This is a genomic window from Proteus hauseri (genome assembly GCF_040139125.1).
Taxonomy (GTDB): Bacteria; Pseudomonadota; Gammaproteobacteria; order Enterobacterales; family Enterobacteriaceae; genus Proteus; species Proteus hauseri_B.
This window is the reverse complement of sequence record NZ_JBEEUB010000004.1, coordinates 132,041-151,409: the sequence shown is the minus strand read 5'-3', so window position 1 is coordinate 151,409 and position 19,369 is coordinate 132,041. Positions and strand designations below refer to the sequence as shown.

Sequence of the window (19,369 nt, the reverse complement as noted above, 5' to 3'; positions counted from 1 at the left end):
CTTATTATCATGATAGCCAGTTTACTTTATTTTTAATTTACGGGATCAATGATGAATAAATGGTTAACCCTATTGGGTGTATCGCTGTTAGGGATGAGCAGCCACTTATCTTACGCAAATGAATACCTGTTACCTGCTAATGGTGAACGTTTAATTGGTGAAAATGTATTATATACAGTGCCTAACGATAATCGTTCATTAGAAGTCATCGCAGCACAATATCAGGTTGGACTGCTCAATATGATGGAAGCTAATTCGGGTGTTGATCCTCTTCTACCTCAAGCAGGTAAAACACTTAACGTTCCATTGCAAATGATCTTACCTGATACCACACGTAAAGGTATTGTTATCAATCTTGCTGAATTACGCCTCTATTATTATCCCAAAGAGGGAACGACCGTTGATGTTTATCCCATTGGTATTGGTCAATTAGGGCGTGAAACACCTGAGATGGTGACTTCGGTTTCGCAGTTAATTAAAGATCCAACCTGGACACCGACTACAAATATTCGTAAAAACTATGCTGCAAAAGGAATAATATTGCCAGCAGTAGTACCTGCAGGCCCTGAAAACCCAATGGGGGCTTATGCTCTAAGGCTGGCACACAGTCGAGGTGAATATCTTATTCATGGTACTAATGCAGATTTCGGTATTGGTTTAAGAGTCAGTTCTGGTTGTATTCGTTTGCGACCTGATGATATTGAAACCTTATTTAACGTCATTCCTAAAGGAAGTCGGGTTCAAATTATCAATAAACCCATTAAATTTACTGAAACTGCGGATGGTAGACAGTTTATTGAAGTCCACCAACCATTATCACGTAATGAAGATGATGATCCACAAACGATGCCATTAACCTTTACTAAGCAATTTAATGAATGGTATGAGAGTGGCAAAGTTGATAAAGATAAAGCTGATGCTGAAATAATTCGTCGCTCAGGTTTACCTGTCGATGTAACCGCATATTAAGCTGCTAACAACATTAATAAATTGCAAAACAGATGCTTATTAAGGCATCTGTTTTTTTATAAATAATAATTTATATAAAACAGCTTAACGTAATAAAAGGTGTATTTTTAATATTAAATTGATATTTTTTTCTTTAATATCAGTAACATCTTTTTAAAATAACTGAGTTCTGGATATGGAAATTGATTCAAAAAATATTACTCGTGGTGTTTTTGAACGTATTACTTCTAGTATTGGAAATAAATTTAGTCAATTGGCAAATGTAGTCGCTGCAATAAAAAATAGTACAGAAACTTTTTTTGTTGGGAGTGAAGCGAAAAGACAACAGAATATTAATAAAACATGTGGTGAGTTTATTCAGCGGATCTCAACAAAAACAAAAAATGATGAATATGAACGATTAGACGCAAAAACATTGAATGATAGTGGGCGTATTAGTTCTAGGTTAACCCATAAAGAATTGACTAATGATGTGACTAAATTATTCTGTTCTATAAAAAATGAACTGTTAAATCAAACAGATAAGTCTTTATCACTCACCGAAGGTCACCCTGATAAATCAGTCAATATAATGTTGGCGACACTGTATCAGGTTTATCAACAGGCGAATGAACATTTTCAGAAGAATATTAATCCTGGTCATAACGATTTATTAAAATCACAGATATTTGAATTAATTAATAATAATTTTATTCTTGAAAGTGATTGCAAAACTACTCAAAACGATAACGTTATTGCATTACTTAAAAATATAAATGAAAAATATCAAGGAGAGCTTGAACCGTTAAAAAGAAATGCGACCGATAAAATTAATTCTAAATTAGAAGCAAATCGGATAATACAGCAGAATTTAAGGGATATTAATTTAATTTCATAAGAAACCAAAGCCCCAACCATTGCGGATTGGGGCTTTGCTATTAATACTTACCTAAAACTGTTTCTAGCTTATTGGCGAGTCAAATTACTTTTTATAAGTAGTAACTTGGTTATCTAAACGCTGATTGGCACGCGCTGCTTCATCGTAAGCTGATTTAGCTTCCGCACGAGCAGACTGTACATCACCGCTTAATTGTTGAACTTGTGTATTTAAACGGCTTACATCAGAAGAGATTTGATCTAATTGAGCAGTGTTGCTGGAGCAACCTGCTAATAAGCCTGAAGCCACAATTACCGCACCTAGTACTAGTTTCGCTTTCATGGTAACAACCTCTATTATTAGTTTGTTTAAAGGAACAAGTAGCATTTATATGAAGCCATTAATAAGTATGGCACAGTTATAAGAAAATGCTGGATATATTCGCAATAAGTGTAACTTACACTCTCTATAACAATAGGAAAAATAGCACCTAAAACGCAAATGATCAGCACAAAAAGTGCGTACCCCTTCACAAAAGATTTTTATTCATAAAAGTCTGATAGTGAAAAGCTTTATTTCGTGAGTTATGCTATTTCATCCGATTTTCCATTATAATATCTCGTCAGTTTATCTTTTGGCGGGGTGAGTGTTTGCATTTTTTATACTCTCATACAGCAAACTAAATTTAGTTTAAAAAATTTCTTTAAAGTGATAGCTCATGCTTAGTAGTACCTAGAGTGATAGTTTATTGATTTTATCACCTTACATGATGTGAATTTAAATAATATAATATAAGAAATATTTAGAGTTTTATTTTAATTAAGGCGTGTTTATGAATAAGAAACTATTACTAATTAGTATGCTGTCTGGACTATTTTTATATTCATCTGTCGCTTCTGCATGCGCCTATTGTTATGGCAATCATGGACAAAGATATTCAAATAATTCAAATTACTCAAAATTACAAAGAGATTTTGAAGATAAGAGATATGAATTAAATAAACTTTATGATCAAGGTGTTAGCGAAACGGATGATAACGTTAAATCACTGATAAAGGATTTGGATTCATTATCTGATCAAATTAAAACACAGAGGGAGTCCGCTCGACCATATGGAAATAACCGATACCATGATAACAGAAGTTATGATAACCGATATCATGATCGCTGCTGGTGATTTTAAACGTTTTTATCTGTATGTGAAAATTATAAACATACATAATACGTTGATATGATTAATAAAAAACGCCACTGAAATAGTGGCGTTTAGATAACTTAAGCGTTAAGTAAAATTACAGAACGTGAACAGAAGAAGTATTGGTTGTTCCGCTATCAACCAGCGCGCCTGTAACCATAACAACACGGTCACCTGCATGAGCTAAACCACTTGCTAATGCTGCTTCTTTACCGATACGGTAGAAATCATCAGTAGATGCGATCTCTTTTACTAATTGAGTTGTAACACCTTTCACTAACAGTAATTGACGAGCTGTTTCTTCGTTATTAGTTAATGCTAAAATTGGTGCAGTTGGGAAGTATTTACGAATAGAACGAGCTGATTTACCACCGTAAGTTGCAACAACAATCAGTGGTGAATCTAAGTTATCAGCCATTTCTACAGCGCCACGGCATACTGCTTCAGTGACACGCAGTTTTGCACCAACTTGGCTTAGGTCAAGGCGTGATTTCATGATGCGGTCTGTACGATCACAGATAGTTGCCATAATAGTTACAGCTTCTACTGGGTATTTACCTTTTGCACTTTCGCCTGACAACATAACAGCATCAGTACCATCTAAAATAGCATTCGCAACGTCACCCGCTTCTGCGCGAGTAGGGCGTGGATTTTTGATCATTGAATCTAACATTTGCGTTGCAGTGATAACGACTTTGCGCGCTGCATTACATTTTTCAATCATCATTTTTTGTGCAAAGATAACTTCTTCAACAGGGATCTCAACACCTAAATCGCCACGAGCAACCATGATACCGTCAGATGCTTCTAAGATTTCATCAAAGTTATTAAGACCTTCTTGGTTCTCAATTTTTGAGATGATCATGATGTTTTCGCCGCCGTGTGCTTTTAAGTGCGCACGCATTTCTTCAACATCAGAACGTTTACGAATAAAAGAAGCGGCTACAAAGTCAACGCCTTGTTCACAACCAAAGATAAGATCTTGTTTATCTTTTTCTGCTAATGCAGGTAAACCGATAGAAACACCTGGTAAGTTAACACCTTTGTTTTCGCCTAAATCACCGTTGTTTAATACTTCACAAACAACTTCAGTATCAGTAACTGCAGTTACTTTCATACCGATAAGACCATCGTCAACTAATACGGTGTTGCCAACAGTTAAATCTTTAGCAAATCCTTCATAAGTAACGGCTACGCGGTCTTTATTACCAACAACAGTTTTGTCTGTGGTGAAAGTGAATGTTTGACCTGCAACTAAAGCCACATCGTTACCACCTTCTAATTTGATGGTACGAATTTCTGGACCTTTAGTATCTAATAAGATAGCCGCTTTCTTGCCTGTTTTAGCACAAACATTGCGAAGGTTTTTGATACGGTTGCCATGCTCTTCATAGTCACCGTGAGAGAAGTTAAGACGCATAACGTTCATGCCAGCGTCCAGTAATTGATTCAGTTTTTCTTCAGATTCGGTTTTTGGTCCGATGGTGCATACAATTTTTGTCTTTTTCATGGCAGTCTATTTAATGGTTTATTGTAATGGATGAATAGGGAGTAATGCCGCTGTGTTATTGACTAAGCACACATGGTGCCAACAAAACTCTAATGAGGTTAGTTGCGCAACATGTTAATGATCCAGCAACATCATAAAATTCTTGTTACTAATTTGCATCGAGGGTTTGCAGATATCATACATTATAGTCTATCACGGTTCATTCGTTCTTTTTTCTAAAGATGCCCGTAAATCAATGCGCTGAAACCTTTCAACAAAATTATGTTTCGTATTATAGAGGTTAATTTCTGTGAAGAAAATCGAAAAAAGGTAAATTTAAGTGATGTGATCAAAATACGGTGCTGACTGCTTGTTTTTTAAGCGTTTTGTTGCGCAATAAAATATTGCAAGCTGAATTAATTATTTTGTAGGGTAGGTAAGAAGAGTAAAACTAAGAAAATAGAGAGTAGAAAATGGTGCGTCCAAGTGGACTCGAACCACCGACCCCCACCATGTCAAGGTGGTGCTCTAACCAACTGAGCTATGGACGCACTGTATTGAGATAGTTGTTCAGAATTAAATGGTGCGTCCAAGTGGACTCGAACCACCGACCCCCACCATGTCAAGGTGGTGCTCTAACCAACTGAGCTATGGACGCATTACTTATTCTGGGTGACAACGGGGACGAATATTAGCGAGATGATCTGATTCTGGCAAGAGGAAAAACACAAATTTATATTCAACTGCTCGTATTTAAAGCTATTTGTTGATATTTGTGTCATTCCCTTGCCTAAATCGATGTTTTTTGTTTAACGCTCAGAACGTGCTAATACCACTTCATTAGATTGACGTTGGATCCACCAAATGCGGCTTCCCATCATAATGGCGGATGCCGTTAAGCCAAGAATAAAGCCAATCCAGAAACCGGCAGGACCCATAGCATTAACAATATAATCAGTACGACCTAATAAATATCCTGATGGCAGACCAATTATCCAATATGCAATAAAGGTAATAAAGAAGATAGAACGCGTATCTTTATAACCACGTAATACACCAGAGCCTATTACTTGCACAGAGTCTGATAGCTGATAAAGCGCAGCAAACAACATTAGATGTGACGCGAGTGCCACAACCTCAAGATCGTCGTTATACATTAAGGCAATTTTTTCTCTAAAAATAATGGAAAAAATCGCGGTGCAAGTTGCCAACATTAAGCCTACCGCCAAACTGGTAATAGCAGAAATACGCGCCTGTTCTGTCGAGCGTTGTCCTAAGTTATGACCAACACGAATCGTTGCGGCTATTCCTAATGATAATGGGAACATAAACATCAACGAACTAAAGTTTAATGCAATTTGGTGACTTGCAACGGCGGTAACCCCTAAAGGCGAAACTAATAATGCGACAACCGCAAACAGTGTTACCTCGAAAAAGAGTGCTAATCCAACAGGTAACCCTAAGAAAGTAATACGTTTTAGTGTATGAAGTTCTGGTGCTACAAAACGTTGTTTGGGCTGTACATCACGTTGCGTTGGTGCTCGACGCACGTAATAGCGCATCATAAAGAACATTGCCCAAAAAACAGATGCCGTTGCTACACCACAACCAATACCCCCTAATTGTGGTGCACCAAATTTACCGTAAATAAAGGCATAGTTAACGGGAATATTAATCAGTAATCCAACAAAACCGATAATCATCCCCGGTTTTGTTTTGGATAACCCTTCACACTGACTTCGCAATACTTGGTAATAGAGGCAACCGGGAGCCCCCCACATTATTGCGTGAATAAATCCAACGGCTTTTTCTGCTAATTCTGGGTCGATATCTTCCTGAGCTTCAATAATAAATCGGCAATTATAAAGAATTGCAATAACCATTATTGATAGGAAAGTCGCCAACCAAAAACCTTGCTGTGTGCGATTTGCAATCAGCTTTCGTTGTCCTGAGCCATTTAATTGGGCAACAATGGGCGTCAATGCCATTAATATGCCTTGACCCAGTAAAATGGTAGGTAACCAAATTGATGTCCCCACAGCAACTGCAGACATTTCTGTGGCGCTAACCGCGCCCGCCATGACAGTATCAACCACACCCATCGCCGTTTGGGAAAATTGTGCGATGATAACGGGGATACCAAGAGCAAGTAAGCTACGCGCTTCTTTTACGTACTTTTGCACGCATACACCTTTATTAATTATAAGAAAACGGAAGGGAGATAATGAACGCCATATTGTTAAAATGACGTAAAATGATCCTCAATGGCGCTTATTCTAATGATAAAAGTTTAATTATCAATGAAAGATGTGACGTTTTTCAAACACAGGATTTTGATAATTTATTACGTATTTTTACGTTATATTTAATGACGATAATCGATAAGGAATAAAAGAGATAATTGTTCCTTTGTATTAATAATAGCTATGTTATTCTAAACTGTATCAACCTCATTAAGGGTAAACCAGTTTGTAGAATCAAGGAGATGTGAGATGTTTACAGGTATTGTTCAGGGAAAAGGGCGGGTTATTTCCATTGAAGATAAAGGCGATTTCCGTACTCATATCATTGAATTACCAGAGACGTTAGTCCAAAACTTGGAAACAGGCGCTTCTGTTGCTAATAATGGCTGTTGCTTAACGGCGACTAAAATAGAAGGTAATCAAGTTAGTTTTGATTTAGTCAAAGAGACACTGCGTTTAACAAATCTTGGTGAATTAAAAGTAGGTTCAGAGGTTAATATTGAGCGTGCGGCAAAATATGGTGATGAAATTGGTGGACATGTAATGTCTGGTCATATTGTAACTACTGCCGAAGTTGCCAAAATTATTACTTCTGAAAATAATCTACAAATTTGGTTTCGCATCTTCGATAAAGCGTTAATGAAATATATTTTGCATAAAGGCTTTATTGGTATTGATGGTATTAGTTTAACGATTGGTGATGTAGTTAATAATCGTTTTTGTGTTCACTTAATTCCTGAAACAAAAGACCGAACTACATTAGGTCGCAAACGTCTTGGCGATAAAGTGAATATTGAACTGGATCCTCAAACGCAAGCTATTGTAGATACTGTTGAACGTTTTATGATTCAGCAACAAGCACAACAAGAGGCTCAGCAACAAGCATTATTAGCCGAACAACAGGCTGAAAGCGAAGCGAAATAAGCTTCAAGTTATTTTGTTGAAGTTTAAAACAAATTAAGCAGTCACATGCTCCTAACAAAATAAAATGTAAAAAACTAAAAAGTCAGAAACTAGAAAGTAAAAAAGCCAGTCTTTTCAACAAACTGGCTTTTTTATTTTTAACGGCAGTTAAAAATCAACGAGGTGTTTGCAATCCACCTATTTTACCTTTAGGACTTAACATAATTTGCCATAACTGAATGTCTCTTGCACGAAAAGCACCCGCACAGGCATTAAGATAGTAACTAAACATACGTTTAAATCGAGGTGTGTAGTTAGATTCAATTTCAGGCCAACAAGTAAGAAAACGCTGATACCATGCCATTAAGGTTTTATCGTAATCGGCACCAAAGTTATGCCAATCTTCCATGACAAATTTATTGTCCATCGCTTGGGCAATTTTTTGAATTGAAGGTAGGCAACCATTAGGGAAAATGTATTTGCTAATCCAACTATCAACATTCACCTTATCGCGATTAGAACCTATGGTATGCAGCAAAAATAGACCATCTTCTTTTAAATTACGGCGTACAACATCAAAATAAGTGGCGTAATTTTTAGGACCAACGTGTTCAAACATGCCTACAGAAACGATGCGATCAAACTGTGTATGTAAGTCACGGTAGTCTTCTAAAATAATATCAACATCAAGTCCTTGGCAATGTTTTTGAGCCAGTTTTTGTTGCTCAACAGAGATGGTTACTCCTGTGACTGAAACACCAAAGTGTTTTGCTGCATAGGCAGCAAGACCACCCCAACCACAACCTATATCTAATAATGTCATTCCTGGTTTTAGCGCCAGTTTTCGACAAATTAGATTTAGCTTATGCTCTTGAGCTAACGCTAATGAATCTGCATTTTTCCAATAACCACAAGAATATTGCATGTTAGGATCAAGCATTGCAGTAAAAAGGTCATTACCAAGGTCGTAATGCTCTTTCCCTACCATCCATGCTCTTTTTTGTGTTTGCAGATTAAATATACGCGCAACCGCTATTTTGAGTATGTCGTGTATATTTTGTGGAAGTCTGTTTTCAATGCCTGCACGTAAAACTTTATGAAAGAATATATCGAGTCGTTCGCAATCCCACCAGCCATCCATATAGCTTTCACCGAGACCTAACGAGCCTTGCTGTAATACTCTTTTATAAAAATTTTTGTTGTGAACCTGAATATCATAAGGTTCTGAACCATTGACACGAATATCTGCTTGAGCCAGCAGCTCTGTAGCAATGCGTTGGTAAGAATTATTGGAGGTCTTTCGGCCTTCTTCTACACAAGATGTACTCATATACTCTCCGGCGTAAACTAAGCGGGTCTTGAGTTATGAATCAAAGAAGGGATGTGTACAGATTTTCTGTGTTAAATGGGATCTTATTCAAAATGTGTCGCATGAATAGGATTAATAAAATAACTAATCTGACATAATCAGGCAATGATCCGCTAATACTCCTCAAAATCCGAAAGAAAATTAAATAAAACGCTACAATTTGCGTTTATTAAGTATAGAGACGTAGAATATTTTTCTCTAGAAAAGAAAAAGGCCATTTTATAAAAATGACCTTTTTTAAGAATTATCTTAAAAGCGCAAAGAGTGTTATTCAGCGGTTTGAATTGTGTGCTTGGTAACGGATTTATTGCGTTGAATAAAGTATCCAACCGCCATTGGGATCGCCGTTAATGCCATAATCGCCGTGGTGTTTATTAAAGGCTGCTGACTAATAAAGGCTGAAACAATAAAGCTTGCTAAACTACAAAGCCCTAACTGAAGCGCATTTTGTAACGCCGCGGCTTTACCACTAATCTCAGGATAAGCAGATAACGCATTAGATACAGCGATTGGATAAGATGCACCATTCATTGCTGCCATAATACAGAATGGAATTAAAATGGTAGTCAGCGTTGGTTGAGTAAATTTAGCAACTAAAAATAGTGCGGTCATACTCACTGCGTAACCAATTAATAGTAATGGTAATAGTGACTTACCCGTCATCTTAGACAGTAAAATACGGCAACCATAACCACCCACCATAAAGGCAATGGTTTGTGGGATATAACTTAAGCCGATATCTTGTGGTGAATAGCCCATCTTCTCAAGAATGATTGGAGAGCCTGCTAACCAAGCAAAGAATCCAGCACTACAAGAAGCGTAAATTAATACGTTACCGCTGTAGATAGGCGATTTTAGCAAAGTCATAAAAGAGACAGATGCTTGAGCTGCACTATTTTCTGTCACTGATTTTTGTTTAATATTTTTCAGCATTAAAGTCGGTAGCATTAAAACGATAGTTACCGCCATTAATAGAATGAAAATCATACGCCAGCCGCCATGTTGTAAGAACCATGCGCCAATCAATGGTGCTAAAGCTGGAGACAAAGCAACTAGTGGCATAATTAAAGCAAAAACATGTTGTGAACGAGATTCATCAAAACGGTCAATAACTAATGCTTGCCAAATAACGGCAGCAGAACAGACACCAAATGCTTGTAGAAAACGCATCGCCAGTAAGCTGGTTGCACTATCAACCCAAAGCATACCAAGGCAACCGAAAGAGAAAAGAGTTAAACCGATTAACAGAACGGGCTTACGACCAATTTTGTCAGAAAGAGGTCCCCAAAGTAATTGTGCAATAGCAAAACCGAATAAAAAGATGCTTAAACTATTACTGATAGCCCCTTCACTGATTGAAAGTTCCCGTTGCATCATACCGAATGCAGGCAGGTACATATCAATGGCTAAGTAACCTAACATGCTTAGACCAGCAAGGTACACCATAAAGCGTGCAGGCGTTTTTGTTTGTGTGGAAGTATTTAAATTCATTTTAATTTTCTATGTTATGTGATGTAGAACATTTTATATATTGTAACTAAGACCTATTTTACTTGTGAAACGGGAATATTTGGTTAATGCTGTGAAAAAATTTCAAAGGAATAAACTTTATGTGGTCAGAATACTCTTTAGAAGTCGTTGATGCTGTAGCTCGAACCGGAAGTTTTAGTTCAGCAGCTCAAGAATTACACAGAGTACCCTCCGCTGTTAGTTATACCGTTCGACAATTAGAGGAATGGCTTGCTGTGCCTCTATTTGAACGCCGTCACCGTGATGTAGAATTAACCGATGCAGGTAAAATTTTTATCAAGGAAGCCCGATCTGTTATCAAAAAAATGAATGACACTAGACATATGTGTCAACAAGTCTCTAATGGTTGGAGAGGACAATTTAGTATAGCAGTAGATTGCATAGTAAAACCGGAAAGAACACAACAACTTATTCTTGATTTTTATCGACATTTTCCCGATATCGAACTTTATGTTTACCCTGAAGTTTTTAATGGTGTGTGGGACTCATTAGTTAATGGACGAGTTGACTTAGCCATTGGCGCAACCAGAGCATCACCTATTGGTGAGCGATATAGTTTTAAAGACATGGGATTTATGCCTTGGCGTTGTGTTTGCCATGTTGATCATCCATTAGCTAAGGCAGTTAATCCGCTTACTGATGATGAAATGCGACCTTATCCTAGCCTCTGTTTAGAAGATACCTCTCGCAGTTTACCAAAGCGTGATACTTGGGCGCTAAACAATCAGCGCAGAATGGTTGTACCTACGTGGGATATGGGGCTTGAATGCTTACTAGCAGGATTATGTGTTGGAATGGTGCCATTGCATAGAGCTGAGCCATTAATCGCTCAGGGGAAGCTGGCTGTACTTAAATTGGCACAGCCATTACCTGATAGTCCTTGCTGTCTCACTTGGGTTGATAAAAGTGAATCGCCGGCGTTATCTTGGTTATTAGATTATCTTGGTGATAGCCAAACCTTAAATGCGGAATGGCTTCGTTAAGAGTAACTCGACAAGGCGTATAATTAACGGCGATAATCGATAAATGGACCATCGGCAACAGAGCGGCGCTCGACTAATCGTGGATGCACTTCGATAGTCTGTGCGTCTTCTCTTTTGTTCACAATACGGTCAAGTAACATAGATAATGCCATTTGACCTAAGCGTTCTTTGGGTTGATGTACGGTTGTTAATGCTGGGGTAAAATAACGAGCATTACGGATGTTATCGTAGCCAACAATAGAAATATCAAATGGTACACGTAAGCCGAGTTCATCTGCTGCACAAATAGCGCCCATCGCCATAACATCACCACCGCAAAATACAGCAGAAGGACGATGTTTTTGATTTAGCATTTGATACATCGCTTTATAACCAGATTCTGGTTCAAAGTCGCCTTGCACAATCCATTCGTCTTTTACAATAATTTTGGCTTCTTCCATTGCTTTTAAAAAGCCTTGAAGACGCCCACCACCGGTATTTCGTTCTAACGGACCCGGAATAATACCAATCTCACGATGACCCCGTTCAATTAAATAGCGCCCCGCAATATAGCCGCCATGAAAGGCGTTATCGATGATAGTATCAGTAAAATCCCCACGTGCTTTTCCCCAATCCATAACAACCATAGGGATATTACGATAGCCTTCAAGAAGAGAGAGAAGGTGATCGGGATATTCAGAGCACATCACTAATAATCCATCGACACGTTTTTGTGCCAACATTGCTAAATAGGCTTTTTGTTTATCCAGATTATTATGTGAGTTACATAAAATTAGGGTATAGCCTTTGCTATAACAGCTGTTCTCAACAGCCTCAATCACTTCAGCAAAGTAAGGAGCTTCACTGGACGTGGCTAACAAGCCAATTGATTTTGTGTGATTGACTTTTAAACTACGCGCAACAGCACTAGGCGAATAATTTAATTCTTTAATAGCGGCCCAAACTGCTGCTCGTGTGTTCTCAGCAACAAAACGTGTTTTGTTGATAACATGAGAAACAGTCGTGGTTGACACTCCTGCGCGTTTTGCCACGTCTTTTATTGTTGCCATGGTGTGAAAAACTCCTGACCTTCATTGGTCTCTTTTAATCTAATTTTGTGGTTCTGCTGCCAGTATAGTCATATATAGGGCAAACACTGGCAATAATTTAGCTGTTAGCTATGAATTTTGTATGATCTAGCTCAAAAGTGAAAGTATTAATCAATGTTATAAATTGTGCACTAGTCGCTATATTAGCAAATTGTGATATGTGATAATAATTAACCATGACAATGTTATGGTTAATAATGTGTATTATAATCATTTTGAGGGAGAATAGATGGATACGGATCTGAAATTTGGTTTGAGTACAGCAGTAGCAGCACTCGTCATGATCGTTTTATTTTCTACAATGATGTTTTAATCACTGCTTTATATAATATCAGGTTAATTTAAATTATAAATAATCGGATATCTGAATATAACAAAGGGCCTAAGGCCCTTTGTTATTTAGTCACTAAATATCAATAATTGATGCTTAATGCTTAAGAGAAATTAAGCGAGGTTAGCGTCAACAAATGACCAGTTAACCAGTGCCCAGAACTCTTCTAAATATTTTACACGTGCATTACGGTAATCGATGTAATAAGCGTGTTCCCAGACGTCAACAGTTAACAGTGGTTTGTCGTTGCCAGACACTGGGGTTGCAGCATTAGACGTATTAACAATTGCAATTGAGCCATCTGCTTTTTTCACAAGCCATGTCCAGCCTGCGCCGAAGTTTTTAGCTGCTGCATCGTTAAATTGTTTTTTGAACTCTTCAAATGAGCCAAATGTTTTGTTGATAGCGTCAGCAATTTTACCTGTTGGTGCGCCACCTGCATTTGGTGCTAAACAGTTCCAGTAGAAAGTATGGTTCCAAACTTGCGCTGCGTTATTGAAAACACCGCCATCAGTTGATTTAATAATCTCTTCTAGAGATTTACTTTCTAAATCAGTACCTTTAACCAGATTGTTCAGGTTAGTGACATAAGTTTGGTGATGTTTGCCGTAGTGATATTCTAAAGTTTCTTTAGAGATATGTGGCTCAAGAGCATCTAACGCATAAGGTAATTTTGGTAATTCGAAAGACATTGCGTACTCCTTTATACTATCTATTTCGGGTTTTGTGCCAAAAATCACTTTATCAAAATCATCTAGATTGACAAAATGAGGCAAATTGAATATCTAAGTTGTTGCTATTTTGCTAATTATTTTAACAAAAACCTGCTGAAATAACAGCTAAATATCTTTTATCTATAGTTATAAGCTATATAGATTAATTATACTGTTAAGACTATATCCCAGAGCGTCATACGTAAAGCAGTAAAATATATTTCATCATAAGGGCGGATATTCTTATAATATTGAGTACCTTACTGCCATAAAATACTTTCTATTCGTTTTATTCTTTTGAATAAAAATAAAATTTAGCTGTTTGATTGTTACTCTATAATGAGTGTATACATCATTTTCACCACAACTAAGAACAGAAATAATGCAAATATTTGACGAACTCTAGGAAGGGGGAGTCGATAAGCCACTTTTACGCCAATAGGCGCGAAAAATATACTTGTAATGCTTATCCCTATAAATGCAGGTAAATAAACAAAACCTAAATAATAGTCATGAATATTTGTTTGATTCCAACCGTAAACAACACCCATAACGGTACCAATTGATGCAATAATGACACCAAGCATTGATGATGTTGCGATACATTTACGAGTATTAAACCCCCAATAGCTTAAAAGGGGGATGGTGATGGTGCCACCAGCAATACCAATAAAACTTGATATAAAACCAATTAAGGATCCGCCGCTTGTTAAAGTAGGCTTTGAGACAATAGGATCTTTTACATTTTCAATATGCTCAGATTCTTTCTTTTTAGTTAATAATCCATAAATGGTGTAGATCATAAAAATACAGAACACGATTTGTAATATTGTATTTGACATTTTTTGTACAAAAAATGTACCAGCAAGCATACCAATTAAAGTACCAACAGCGAGTAAGGGAAACTGCTTCCACAAAATAGCTTTATGTTTATTATGAGAATAGGCTGAAGATGCTGTAGAAAATATAATGACAGAAAATGATGTGGATAAGGCTATTTTCATCACCATATCAGTAGGAATTGCTTGCTGGCTTACTACATACATAACAACAGGAACAATGATTGCTCCACCTCCAATCCCCAGTAATCCAGCAAAAAAACCAGTAATACATCCCACCAAAAGAAACAGCAAAATCATGTCCATAATTAATACTCATAAATATGTCGGTGGCTAAATAATGTCAGATTATCTGAATAAATAAAATTCAATTTATGGCTATACTGCAATCAATAAATCAGCATGGAGTGCGTGAGAATGAAAAAACGATTTACTGTTATCATGATGACACTTTTTTTAACAGGTTTTGGCGTGAGAAGTTATGATCCCTTTAAATTAGAGTTTGGAATATCAATTGATGAGATCCCCTTCATCAAAGATGGTACATGTGAGACTGAAGATAAACTGATAACGTGTATGTTTCAAAATCAGCCTCCTTTTGATAAAGACTCAGATAAAAATGCCTTAAAATTTTATAATGGAAAATTAATTGGAGTGTATCAATCCTATTTTGGTGGAAATGATCTAAATTCTGTTTGCACACTCTTAGCTCAAAAAGGAAAAAATATTTTTCCGTTAGTTAAAGATAAAAAAGCGCTATTAGCGGAAATAATGCACTGTAGGGAGTTAGAGAAAATTGAAGTTGAAATAGAAAACGATGATAAATTATTCACTTTCTCTGAATTAGAGAATATTGAAGCTAAAGAAGGAAATATTGAAATATCATATTCACATCAACCCTATTGTTTATATATTGATCGTAGTATTTTACCCTTGGATTAATATTGTTTTTTCTTAAAATAGATGTACTAAAGAGTGCAACGTATTGATTTATTTGTTACGTTTTCCCATATTCCTTTTCATCAAAATTAGCACGTTTCTTCTTTAACTAATTGATTTTAATTGAAAATAAACTTTACGTAGAGCTTTCCAATATAAAGTGGTATTCTTCTTTCATGTTTTCCCCAATATAAAACATATTGCATATAAAAGGTTGTAAGGACGTAATAAATGACGACTATTGAAAAAATTGAACGCCAGATCAAAGAAAACCCAATTATTTTATATATGAAAGGTTCACCAAAATTACCAAGTTGTGGTTTCTCTGCACAAGCGGTTCAAGCGCTTTCTGCATGTGGTGAGCGTTTTGCTTATGTTGATATCCTACAAAATCCAGATATTCGTGCAGAATTACCAAAGTATGCACATTGGCCAACCTTCCCACAATTATGGGTAGATGGTGAATTAGTCGGTGGATGCGACATCATTTTAGAAATGTATCAGCGTGGCGAATTACAGAAGTTATTAAAAGAAACCGCTGATAAATATCGCGATGAAGAAGCAGAATAATTGATTTAATTTTAAACAAATTAGATCAACAGATAAAATAAAAGCCAGTTTCAGTGTCTATAAATCTGAAACTGGCTTTTTTGTTTTTTTAAACTATTATTCTTAACCCACTGTTTTTAAATTATAGTTTTAAACCTATTGAGTTAAAATAGTGCACTTAAAACAACATTCTCAAATAGATTAATTTTGAGGAGGCAATGGCCAGCCACCTAGTTTTTTCCAGCGATTGACTAATTCACAAAATAGCAGTGATGTGCGGTTAGTATCGTATAAGGCGCCATGTGCTAGTTTACTGTCAAAAGGAATACCAGCTGTTAAACACGCTTTAGCTAAAATGGTTTGCCCTAATACTAATCCACTTAATGCCGCTGTATCAAAAGTAGCAAAAGGGTGAAATGGATTACGTTTTAGGCTAGCTCGCTCGGCTGCAGCCATGACAAAACCATGATCGAAGGCAGCATTATGCGCGACAATAATCGCACGGTTGCAATCTGCATCTTTCATTCCTTTGCGTACCATTTTAAAAATAGCATGCAACGCTTCATATTCACTCACCGCACCACGAAGTGGGTTTGTTGGATCAATGCCTGTAAATTCTAAGGCAGAAGGCTCTAAATTAGCGCCTTCAAAAGGATCAATGTGATAATGTAGGGTGTTGTCTGGTTTTAACCAACCTTGTTCATCCATTTTTAATGTAATGGCTGCTATCTCAAGTAGACCGTCAGTTTTTGCATTAAATCCACCTGTTTCAACATCAATAACAACAGGGTAGTAACCACGAAAGCGGTTACATAATTCATTTGGGTTATTTTTATCAGGCATTAAATTATACTTATCCGATAAATATGAATATCGGAAATTAACAATAAGCAGAAACCAAAAAGACAGATTTACTGCCTCTTTGGTTAAAATAAAAATTAGTGACCAAGTGCGTGACTGGCATTTTTATTTTCGATTAATTCGATTTTATACCCATCAGGGTCTTCAACAAAGGCAATAATGGTTGTACCACCTTTTACTGGTCCTGCATCACGAGTTACATTTCCACCCGCTTGGCGAATAGCCTCACAAGTTGCTGCAACATCATCAACACCGAGTGCTATGTGACCAAAAGCAGTACCCATTTCGTAGTTATTGACGCCCCAGTTATAGGTCAATTCAATGACTGCGCCGCTGCTTTCATCACCGTAACCAACAAAGGCTAACGAGTATTTATACTCCTCATTTTCGCTGGTACGTAGAAGTTGCATACCCAGAACTTTAGTATAAAAATCGATAGAGCGTTGTAAGTCGCCTACACGAATCATGGTATGAAGTACTCGCATATAAACCTCTCGTGTTTATTTAATGATTAAATCTTACAGATAAACTAATGGCGCAGTACTATAACGCTTTCAAGCCATAAAATTCAATTTTACTCTTTCGCTATCAGTTAAATCAGTATCAAAGCAGGTAATATCTCTATTAACTATACTCTATAGTAACAAACAATCAGGAGGAAAAATCAAATGCAAGAACAATTAGAATTTTTTGATATTCCCAGCCCATGCATTGGTCGTTGTGAAATGAATGCACAAGGGTACTGTATTGGTTGTTATCGTAACAGGCAAGAGCGTTTTAATTGGGCAGCAATGGGGCAGCAAGAAAAAAGAAATGTGCTGCGCTTATGTCGTCAACGTTATTTAAGAAATGTACAGAAAACAATAAAAGAAACTAAAAACGAAAATGAACAATTAGATCTTTTTTAATTATATTATTATTTCTTAAAGTTTTAAATAATAAGGTGAGGTGTTAATTGCTTTTTTATTTGTTTTATTTAATTAAGTGGCGTTCTTTATTTATATTGATAATAATATTGATTGTAATTATTCAAATCCCAATCAATTATAATTGCGTGAATTTAAACGATTTTTATTTCCTCGCTTGGTGCAGTGTGAAATTATAATGACAATTATGTAAAAAAATATAGATTAGTTTTTATAACAAGGTTATTCTTCATCTAAATTTATTTTAGAAAAAAGAAACTCATCTAATTGAACCCAGTAAATAATTACTCAATATAATAAATAGGATCGTAAGTTTGATGGTAATAAATAAGAGTACTAAAGAAACTAGAGAAGTTAAGAAATGTTATTTTAAAAGTATCATCTTAAATTTTATAAATTTCTGACTGAGTATGCTAATTTAAGGAGGGATAAGTGGAATCAACATTAGGAGCAGATTTAGCGCGTTTAGTCCGATTATGGCGTGCTTTGATTGATCATCGTCTCAAACCATTAAAACTGACTCAAACTCACTGGGTAACACTGTATAATATTAGTCAATTACCTCCAGAGCAGTCACAAATTCAATTGGCTAAGGCAATAGGAATTGAACAGCCTTCTTTAGTAAGAACTTTAGATCAATTGGAAGAGAAAAAATTGATTTGTCGACACACTTGTGTAAATGACCGCAGAGCAAAACGAATTAAATTAACCGCAGAATCTGAACCTTTTATTAAAGAGGTTTATGCAGTTATCGAAAAAACACGTCAAGAAATATTAGGCGATATTCAACGAGAGGAAATCGAAGCGTTAGTTATCTTAGTTCAAAAGTTAGAAAGAAATATAAATAGACTACACGACTAATTATTTCAAATATAAACATATAATTTAAGAACGAATAGGTTGATATATGCTACATAAATGTTCTTGATGTGATTGACTAAATAGTTATTTATCACAAGTAACTATATGAGATAAATAACTGTTAAGATATTTATATTGTTTATCTGTGATTGACAAAATGTATAATAGATATATTGAAAATTAATTTACTGCTATAAAATAAAGTAGGCAACCATAAAAAGTTGCCTATTTTTTTTATAGTAACCTTAACGAGGTGAAACCGTTAAGTTATTACCATTACCAATAACAGCAACACGCTGACCTTGGCTATAAACGGTATTATCTGCTTTTTGTACAACAGCAACGGTTTTACCACTGTCTAAACGAACTTCAAGCTGAATACCTTTGGTTGTATTTAATGCACCTTGAGCTTGTTGTCCTGCCATACCACCCGCTATAGCACCTGCGGCTGTTGCAAGATTACGACCGCTACCACCACCAATAGTGTTACCTAATAGTCCACCTAAAACAGCCCCACCTACTGCGCCCAACAGATTTTCATCACTGCCAGCTTGAATATTCACAGCACGAACTGAGACAATAGTACCATAAGTCACACTCTGAGCTTGTTTTGCTTGACTTGCACTGTATGTATCACCAGATAATGAATCGGTATTTACACAACCAGCAAGTGCGGTAACAGCAAACAGACCAATAAGTAAATGCTTAAACATAGTTACTCCTAA

21 protein-coding genes and 2 tRNA genes are annotated in these 19,369 nt (G+C 36.4%); 10 read left to right on the top strand and 13 right to left on the bottom strand.

From position 1 onward, the window contains the following. The first annotated feature begins 51 nt into the window (after positions 1–51). Complete coding sequence (locus tag ABN099_RS08815; protein ID WP_349463507.1) at positions 52–969, top strand: L,D-transpeptidase family protein; 918 nt, start codon at positions 52–54, stop codon at positions 967–969. Between the two features lie 175 nt (positions 970–1,144). Continuing rightward, a complete protein-coding gene (locus ABN099_RS08810; RefSeq protein WP_349463300.1) occupies positions 1,145–1,846 on the top strand; it encodes a hypothetical protein in 702 nt (233 codons plus the stop codon). Between the two features lie 84 nt (positions 1,847–1,930). Here the strand turns inward: ABN099_RS08810 and ABN099_RS08805 are convergent, their stop codons facing one another. Further along, positions 1,931–2,167: an Lpp/OprI family alanine-zipper lipoprotein gene (locus tag ABN099_RS08805; protein ID WP_349463299.1), complete on the bottom strand. Its 237-nt coding sequence runs from the start codon at positions 2,165–2,167 to the stop codon at positions 1,931–1,933. A 490-nt stretch (positions 2,168–2,657) separates the two neighbouring features. Here ABN099_RS08805 and ABN099_RS08800 point away from each other — a divergent pair, with 490 nt between their 5' ends. Then, the gene (locus ABN099_RS08800; protein WP_349463298.1) at positions 2,658–3,002 is read left to right on the top strand and encodes a hypothetical protein; all 345 of its coding nucleotides are present in this window, start codon (positions 2,658–2,660) and stop codon (positions 3,000–3,002) included. A 115-nt stretch (positions 3,003–3,117) separates the two neighbouring features. Here the strand turns inward: ABN099_RS08800 and pykF are convergent, their stop codons facing one another. From pykF to ABN099_RS08780, 4 genes are all read right to left on the bottom strand, one after another. Continuing rightward, positions 3,118–4,530 (bottom strand): pyruvate kinase PykF, encoded by a 1,413-nt coding sequence (gene pykF, locus ABN099_RS08795; protein WP_349463297.1) that lies wholly within the window; start codon positions 4,528–4,530, stop codon positions 3,118–3,120. 453 nt (positions 4,531–4,983) lie between these two features. Continuing rightward, positions 4,984–5,060, bottom strand: a tRNA-Val gene (locus ABN099_RS08790). 30 nt (positions 5,061–5,090) lie between these two features. Then, positions 5,091–5,167: transfer RNA gene (locus ABN099_RS08785), tRNA-Val, on the bottom strand. A gap of 151 nt (positions 5,168–5,318) precedes the next feature. Next, positions 5,319–6,692 (bottom strand): MATE family efflux transporter, encoded by a 1,374-nt coding sequence (locus ABN099_RS08780; protein ID WP_349463296.1) that lies wholly within the window; start codon positions 6,690–6,692, stop codon positions 5,319–5,321. Between the two features lie 309 nt (positions 6,693–7,001). Between ABN099_RS08780 and ABN099_RS08775 the strand changes: the two genes are divergently transcribed. Beyond that, entirely contained in the window at positions 7,002–7,676 is a 675-nt protein-coding gene (locus ABN099_RS08775; RefSeq protein ID WP_349463294.1) for a riboflavin synthase subunit alpha, read from the top strand. Positions 7,677–7,830: 154 nt separating this feature from the next. Here the strand turns inward: ABN099_RS08775 and cfa are convergent, their stop codons facing one another. Together cfa and punC are read right to left on the bottom strand one after the other, a co-directional pair. After that, on the bottom strand, positions 7,831–8,985 hold the full coding sequence (gene cfa, locus ABN099_RS08770) for a cyclopropane fatty acyl phospholipid synthase (RefSeq protein ID WP_349463293.1): 1,155 nt from the start codon (positions 8,983–8,985) through the stop codon (positions 7,831–7,833). Positions 8,986–9,291: 306 nt separating this feature from the next. Continuing rightward, positions 9,292–10,515, bottom strand: a complete 1,224-nt coding sequence (punC, locus tag ABN099_RS08765) for a purine nucleoside transporter PunC (RefSeq protein WP_349463292.1) — start codon at positions 10,513–10,515, stop codon at positions 9,292–9,294. Positions 10,516–10,634: 119 nt separating this feature from the next. Here punC and punR point away from each other — a divergent pair, with 119 nt between their 5' ends. Then, positions 10,635–11,537, top strand: a complete 903-nt coding sequence (punR, locus tag ABN099_RS08760; RefSeq protein ID WP_349463291.1) for a DNA-binding transcriptional activator PunR — start codon at positions 10,635–10,637, stop codon at positions 11,535–11,537. A gap of 23 nt (positions 11,538–11,560) precedes the next feature. Here punR and purR read toward each other — a convergent pair whose 3' ends face one another. Beyond that, the gene (purR, locus tag ABN099_RS08755; RefSeq protein ID WP_349463290.1) at positions 11,561–12,586 is read right to left on the bottom strand and encodes an HTH-type transcriptional repressor PurR; all 1,026 of its coding nucleotides are present in this window, start codon (positions 12,584–12,586) and stop codon (positions 11,561–11,563) included. A gap of 268 nt (positions 12,587–12,854) precedes the next feature. Between purR and ABN099_RS19060 the strand changes: the two genes are divergently transcribed. Then, positions 12,855–12,938 (top strand): YnhF family membrane protein, encoded by an 84-nt coding sequence (locus ABN099_RS19060; protein WP_102949514.1) that lies wholly within the window; start codon positions 12,855–12,857, stop codon positions 12,936–12,938. 131 nt (positions 12,939–13,069) lie between these two features. On the opposite strand, the gene sodB is transcribed toward ABN099_RS19060, so the two are convergent. Continuing rightward, entirely contained in the window at positions 13,070–13,648 is a 579-nt protein-coding gene (sodB, locus tag ABN099_RS08750) for a superoxide dismutase [Fe] (RefSeq protein WP_349463289.1), read from the bottom strand. A 350-nt stretch (positions 13,649–13,998) separates the two neighbouring features. After that, positions 13,999–14,814: a sulfite exporter TauE/SafE family protein gene (locus tag ABN099_RS08745; RefSeq protein ID WP_349463288.1), complete on the bottom strand. Its 816-nt coding sequence runs from the start codon at positions 14,812–14,814 to the stop codon at positions 13,999–14,001. A gap of 111 nt (positions 14,815–14,925) precedes the next feature. On the opposite strand from ABN099_RS08745, the gene ABN099_RS08740 reads away from it, so the two are divergent. Together ABN099_RS08740 and ABN099_RS08735 are read left to right on the top strand one after the other, a co-directional pair. Further along, complete coding sequence (locus ABN099_RS08740) at positions 14,926–15,450, top strand: hypothetical protein (RefSeq protein WP_349463287.1); 525 nt, start codon at positions 14,926–14,928, stop codon at positions 15,448–15,450. Positions 15,451–15,678: 228 nt separating this feature from the next. Then, positions 15,679–16,017 (top strand): Grx4 family monothiol glutaredoxin, encoded by a 339-nt coding sequence (locus ABN099_RS08735; RefSeq protein ID WP_064719757.1) that lies wholly within the window; start codon positions 15,679–15,681, stop codon positions 16,015–16,017. Between the two features lie 180 nt (positions 16,018–16,197). Here ABN099_RS08735 and rnt read toward each other — a convergent pair whose 3' ends face one another. Next, positions 16,198–16,839 carry a ribonuclease T gene (gene rnt, locus ABN099_RS08730; protein ID WP_349463285.1) on the bottom strand — a complete coding sequence of 214 codons (642 nt, stop codon included), beginning with the start codon at positions 16,837–16,839 and terminating at the stop codon, positions 16,198–16,200. 95 nt (positions 16,840–16,934) lie between these two features. Beyond that, positions 16,935–17,342, bottom strand: a complete 408-nt coding sequence (gene gloA / locus ABN099_RS08725; protein WP_349463284.1) for a lactoylglutathione lyase — start codon at positions 17,340–17,342, stop codon at positions 16,935–16,937. A gap of 183 nt (positions 17,343–17,525) precedes the next feature. Between gloA and ABN099_RS08720 the strand changes: the two genes are divergently transcribed. Together ABN099_RS08720 and slyA are read left to right on the top strand one after the other, a co-directional pair. After that, entirely contained in the window at positions 17,526–17,765 is a 240-nt protein-coding gene (locus ABN099_RS08720) for a DUF1289 domain-containing protein (protein WP_349463283.1), read from the top strand. Between the two features lie 450 nt (positions 17,766–18,215). Further along, positions 18,216–18,644 carry a transcriptional regulator SlyA gene (slyA, locus tag ABN099_RS08715; RefSeq protein ID WP_349463282.1) on the top strand — a complete coding sequence of 143 codons (429 nt, stop codon included), beginning with the start codon at positions 18,216–18,218 and terminating at the stop codon, positions 18,642–18,644. Positions 18,645–18,889: 245 nt separating this feature from the next. Here slyA and ABN099_RS08710 read toward each other — a convergent pair whose 3' ends face one another. After that, positions 18,890–19,357 carry a glycine zipper 2TM domain-containing protein gene (locus ABN099_RS08710; protein ID WP_349463280.1) on the bottom strand — a complete coding sequence of 156 codons (468 nt, stop codon included), beginning with the start codon at positions 19,355–19,357 and terminating at the stop codon, positions 18,890–18,892. Positions 19,358–19,369: the final 12 nt, after the last annotated feature.

Excerpts from the sequence above, each read along its gene's own strand:
- ABN099_RS08735 (WP_064719757.1), top strand. The coding sequence starts at position 15,679 with ATGACGACTATTGAAAAAATTGAACGCCAGATCAAAGAAAACCCAATT.
- cfa (WP_349463293.1), bottom strand. The coding sequence starts at position 8,985 with ATGAGTACATCTTGTGTAGAAGAAGGCCGAAAGACCTCCAATAATTCT.
- purR (WP_349463290.1), bottom strand. The coding sequence starts at position 12,586 with ATGGCAACAATAAAAGACGTGGCAAAACGCGCAGGAGTGTCAACCACG.
- ABN099_RS08805 (WP_349463299.1), bottom strand. The coding sequence starts at position 2,167 with ATGAAAGCGAAACTAGTACTAGGTGCGGTAATTGTGGCTTCAGGCTTA.
- sodB (WP_349463289.1), bottom strand. The coding sequence starts at position 13,648 with ATGTCTTTCGAATTACCAAAATTACCTTATGCGTTAGATGCTCTTGAG.
- ABN099_RS08720 (WP_349463283.1), top strand. The coding sequence starts at position 17,526 with ATGCAAGAACAATTAGAATTTTTTGATATTCCCAGCCCATGCATTGGT.
- punR (WP_349463291.1), top strand. The coding sequence starts at position 10,635 with ATGTGGTCAGAATACTCTTTAGAAGTCGTTGATGCTGTAGCTCGAACC.
- ABN099_RS19060 (WP_102949514.1), top strand. The coding sequence starts at position 12,855 with ATGGATACGGATCTGAAATTTGGTTTGAGTACAGCAGTAGCAGCACTC.
- ABN099_RS08745 (WP_349463288.1), bottom strand. The coding sequence starts at position 14,814 with ATGGACATGATTTTGCTGTTTCTTTTGGTGGGATGTATTACTGGTTTT.
- ABN099_RS08800 (WP_349463298.1), top strand. The coding sequence starts at position 2,658 with ATGAATAAGAAACTATTACTAATTAGTATGCTGTCTGGACTATTTTTA.
- ABN099_RS08740 (WP_349463287.1), top strand. The coding sequence starts at position 14,926 with ATGAAAAAACGATTTACTGTTATCATGATGACACTTTTTTTAACAGGT.
- punC (WP_349463292.1), bottom strand. The coding sequence starts at position 10,515 with ATGAATTTAAATACTTCCACACAAACAAAAACGCCTGCACGCTTTATG.
- pykF (WP_349463297.1), bottom strand. The coding sequence starts at position 4,530 with ATGAAAAAGACAAAAATTGTATGCACCATCGGACCAAAAACCGAATCT.
- ABN099_RS08815 (WP_349463507.1), top strand. The coding sequence starts at position 52 with ATGAATAAATGGTTAACCCTATTGGGTGTATCGCTGTTAGGGATGAGC.
- rnt (WP_349463285.1), bottom strand. The coding sequence starts at position 16,839 with ATGCCTGATAAAAATAACCCAAATGAATTATGTAACCGCTTTCGTGGT.
- gloA (WP_349463284.1), bottom strand. The coding sequence starts at position 17,342 with ATGCGAGTACTTCATACCATGATTCGTGTAGGCGACTTACAACGCTCT.
- ABN099_RS08710 (WP_349463280.1), bottom strand. The coding sequence starts at position 19,357 with ATGTTTAAGCATTTACTTATTGGTCTGTTTGCTGTTACCGCACTTGCT.
- ABN099_RS08810 (WP_349463300.1), top strand. The coding sequence starts at position 1,145 with ATGGAAATTGATTCAAAAAATATTACTCGTGGTGTTTTTGAACGTATT.
- ABN099_RS08775 (WP_349463294.1), top strand. The coding sequence starts at position 7,002 with ATGTTTACAGGTATTGTTCAGGGAAAAGGGCGGGTTATTTCCATTGAA.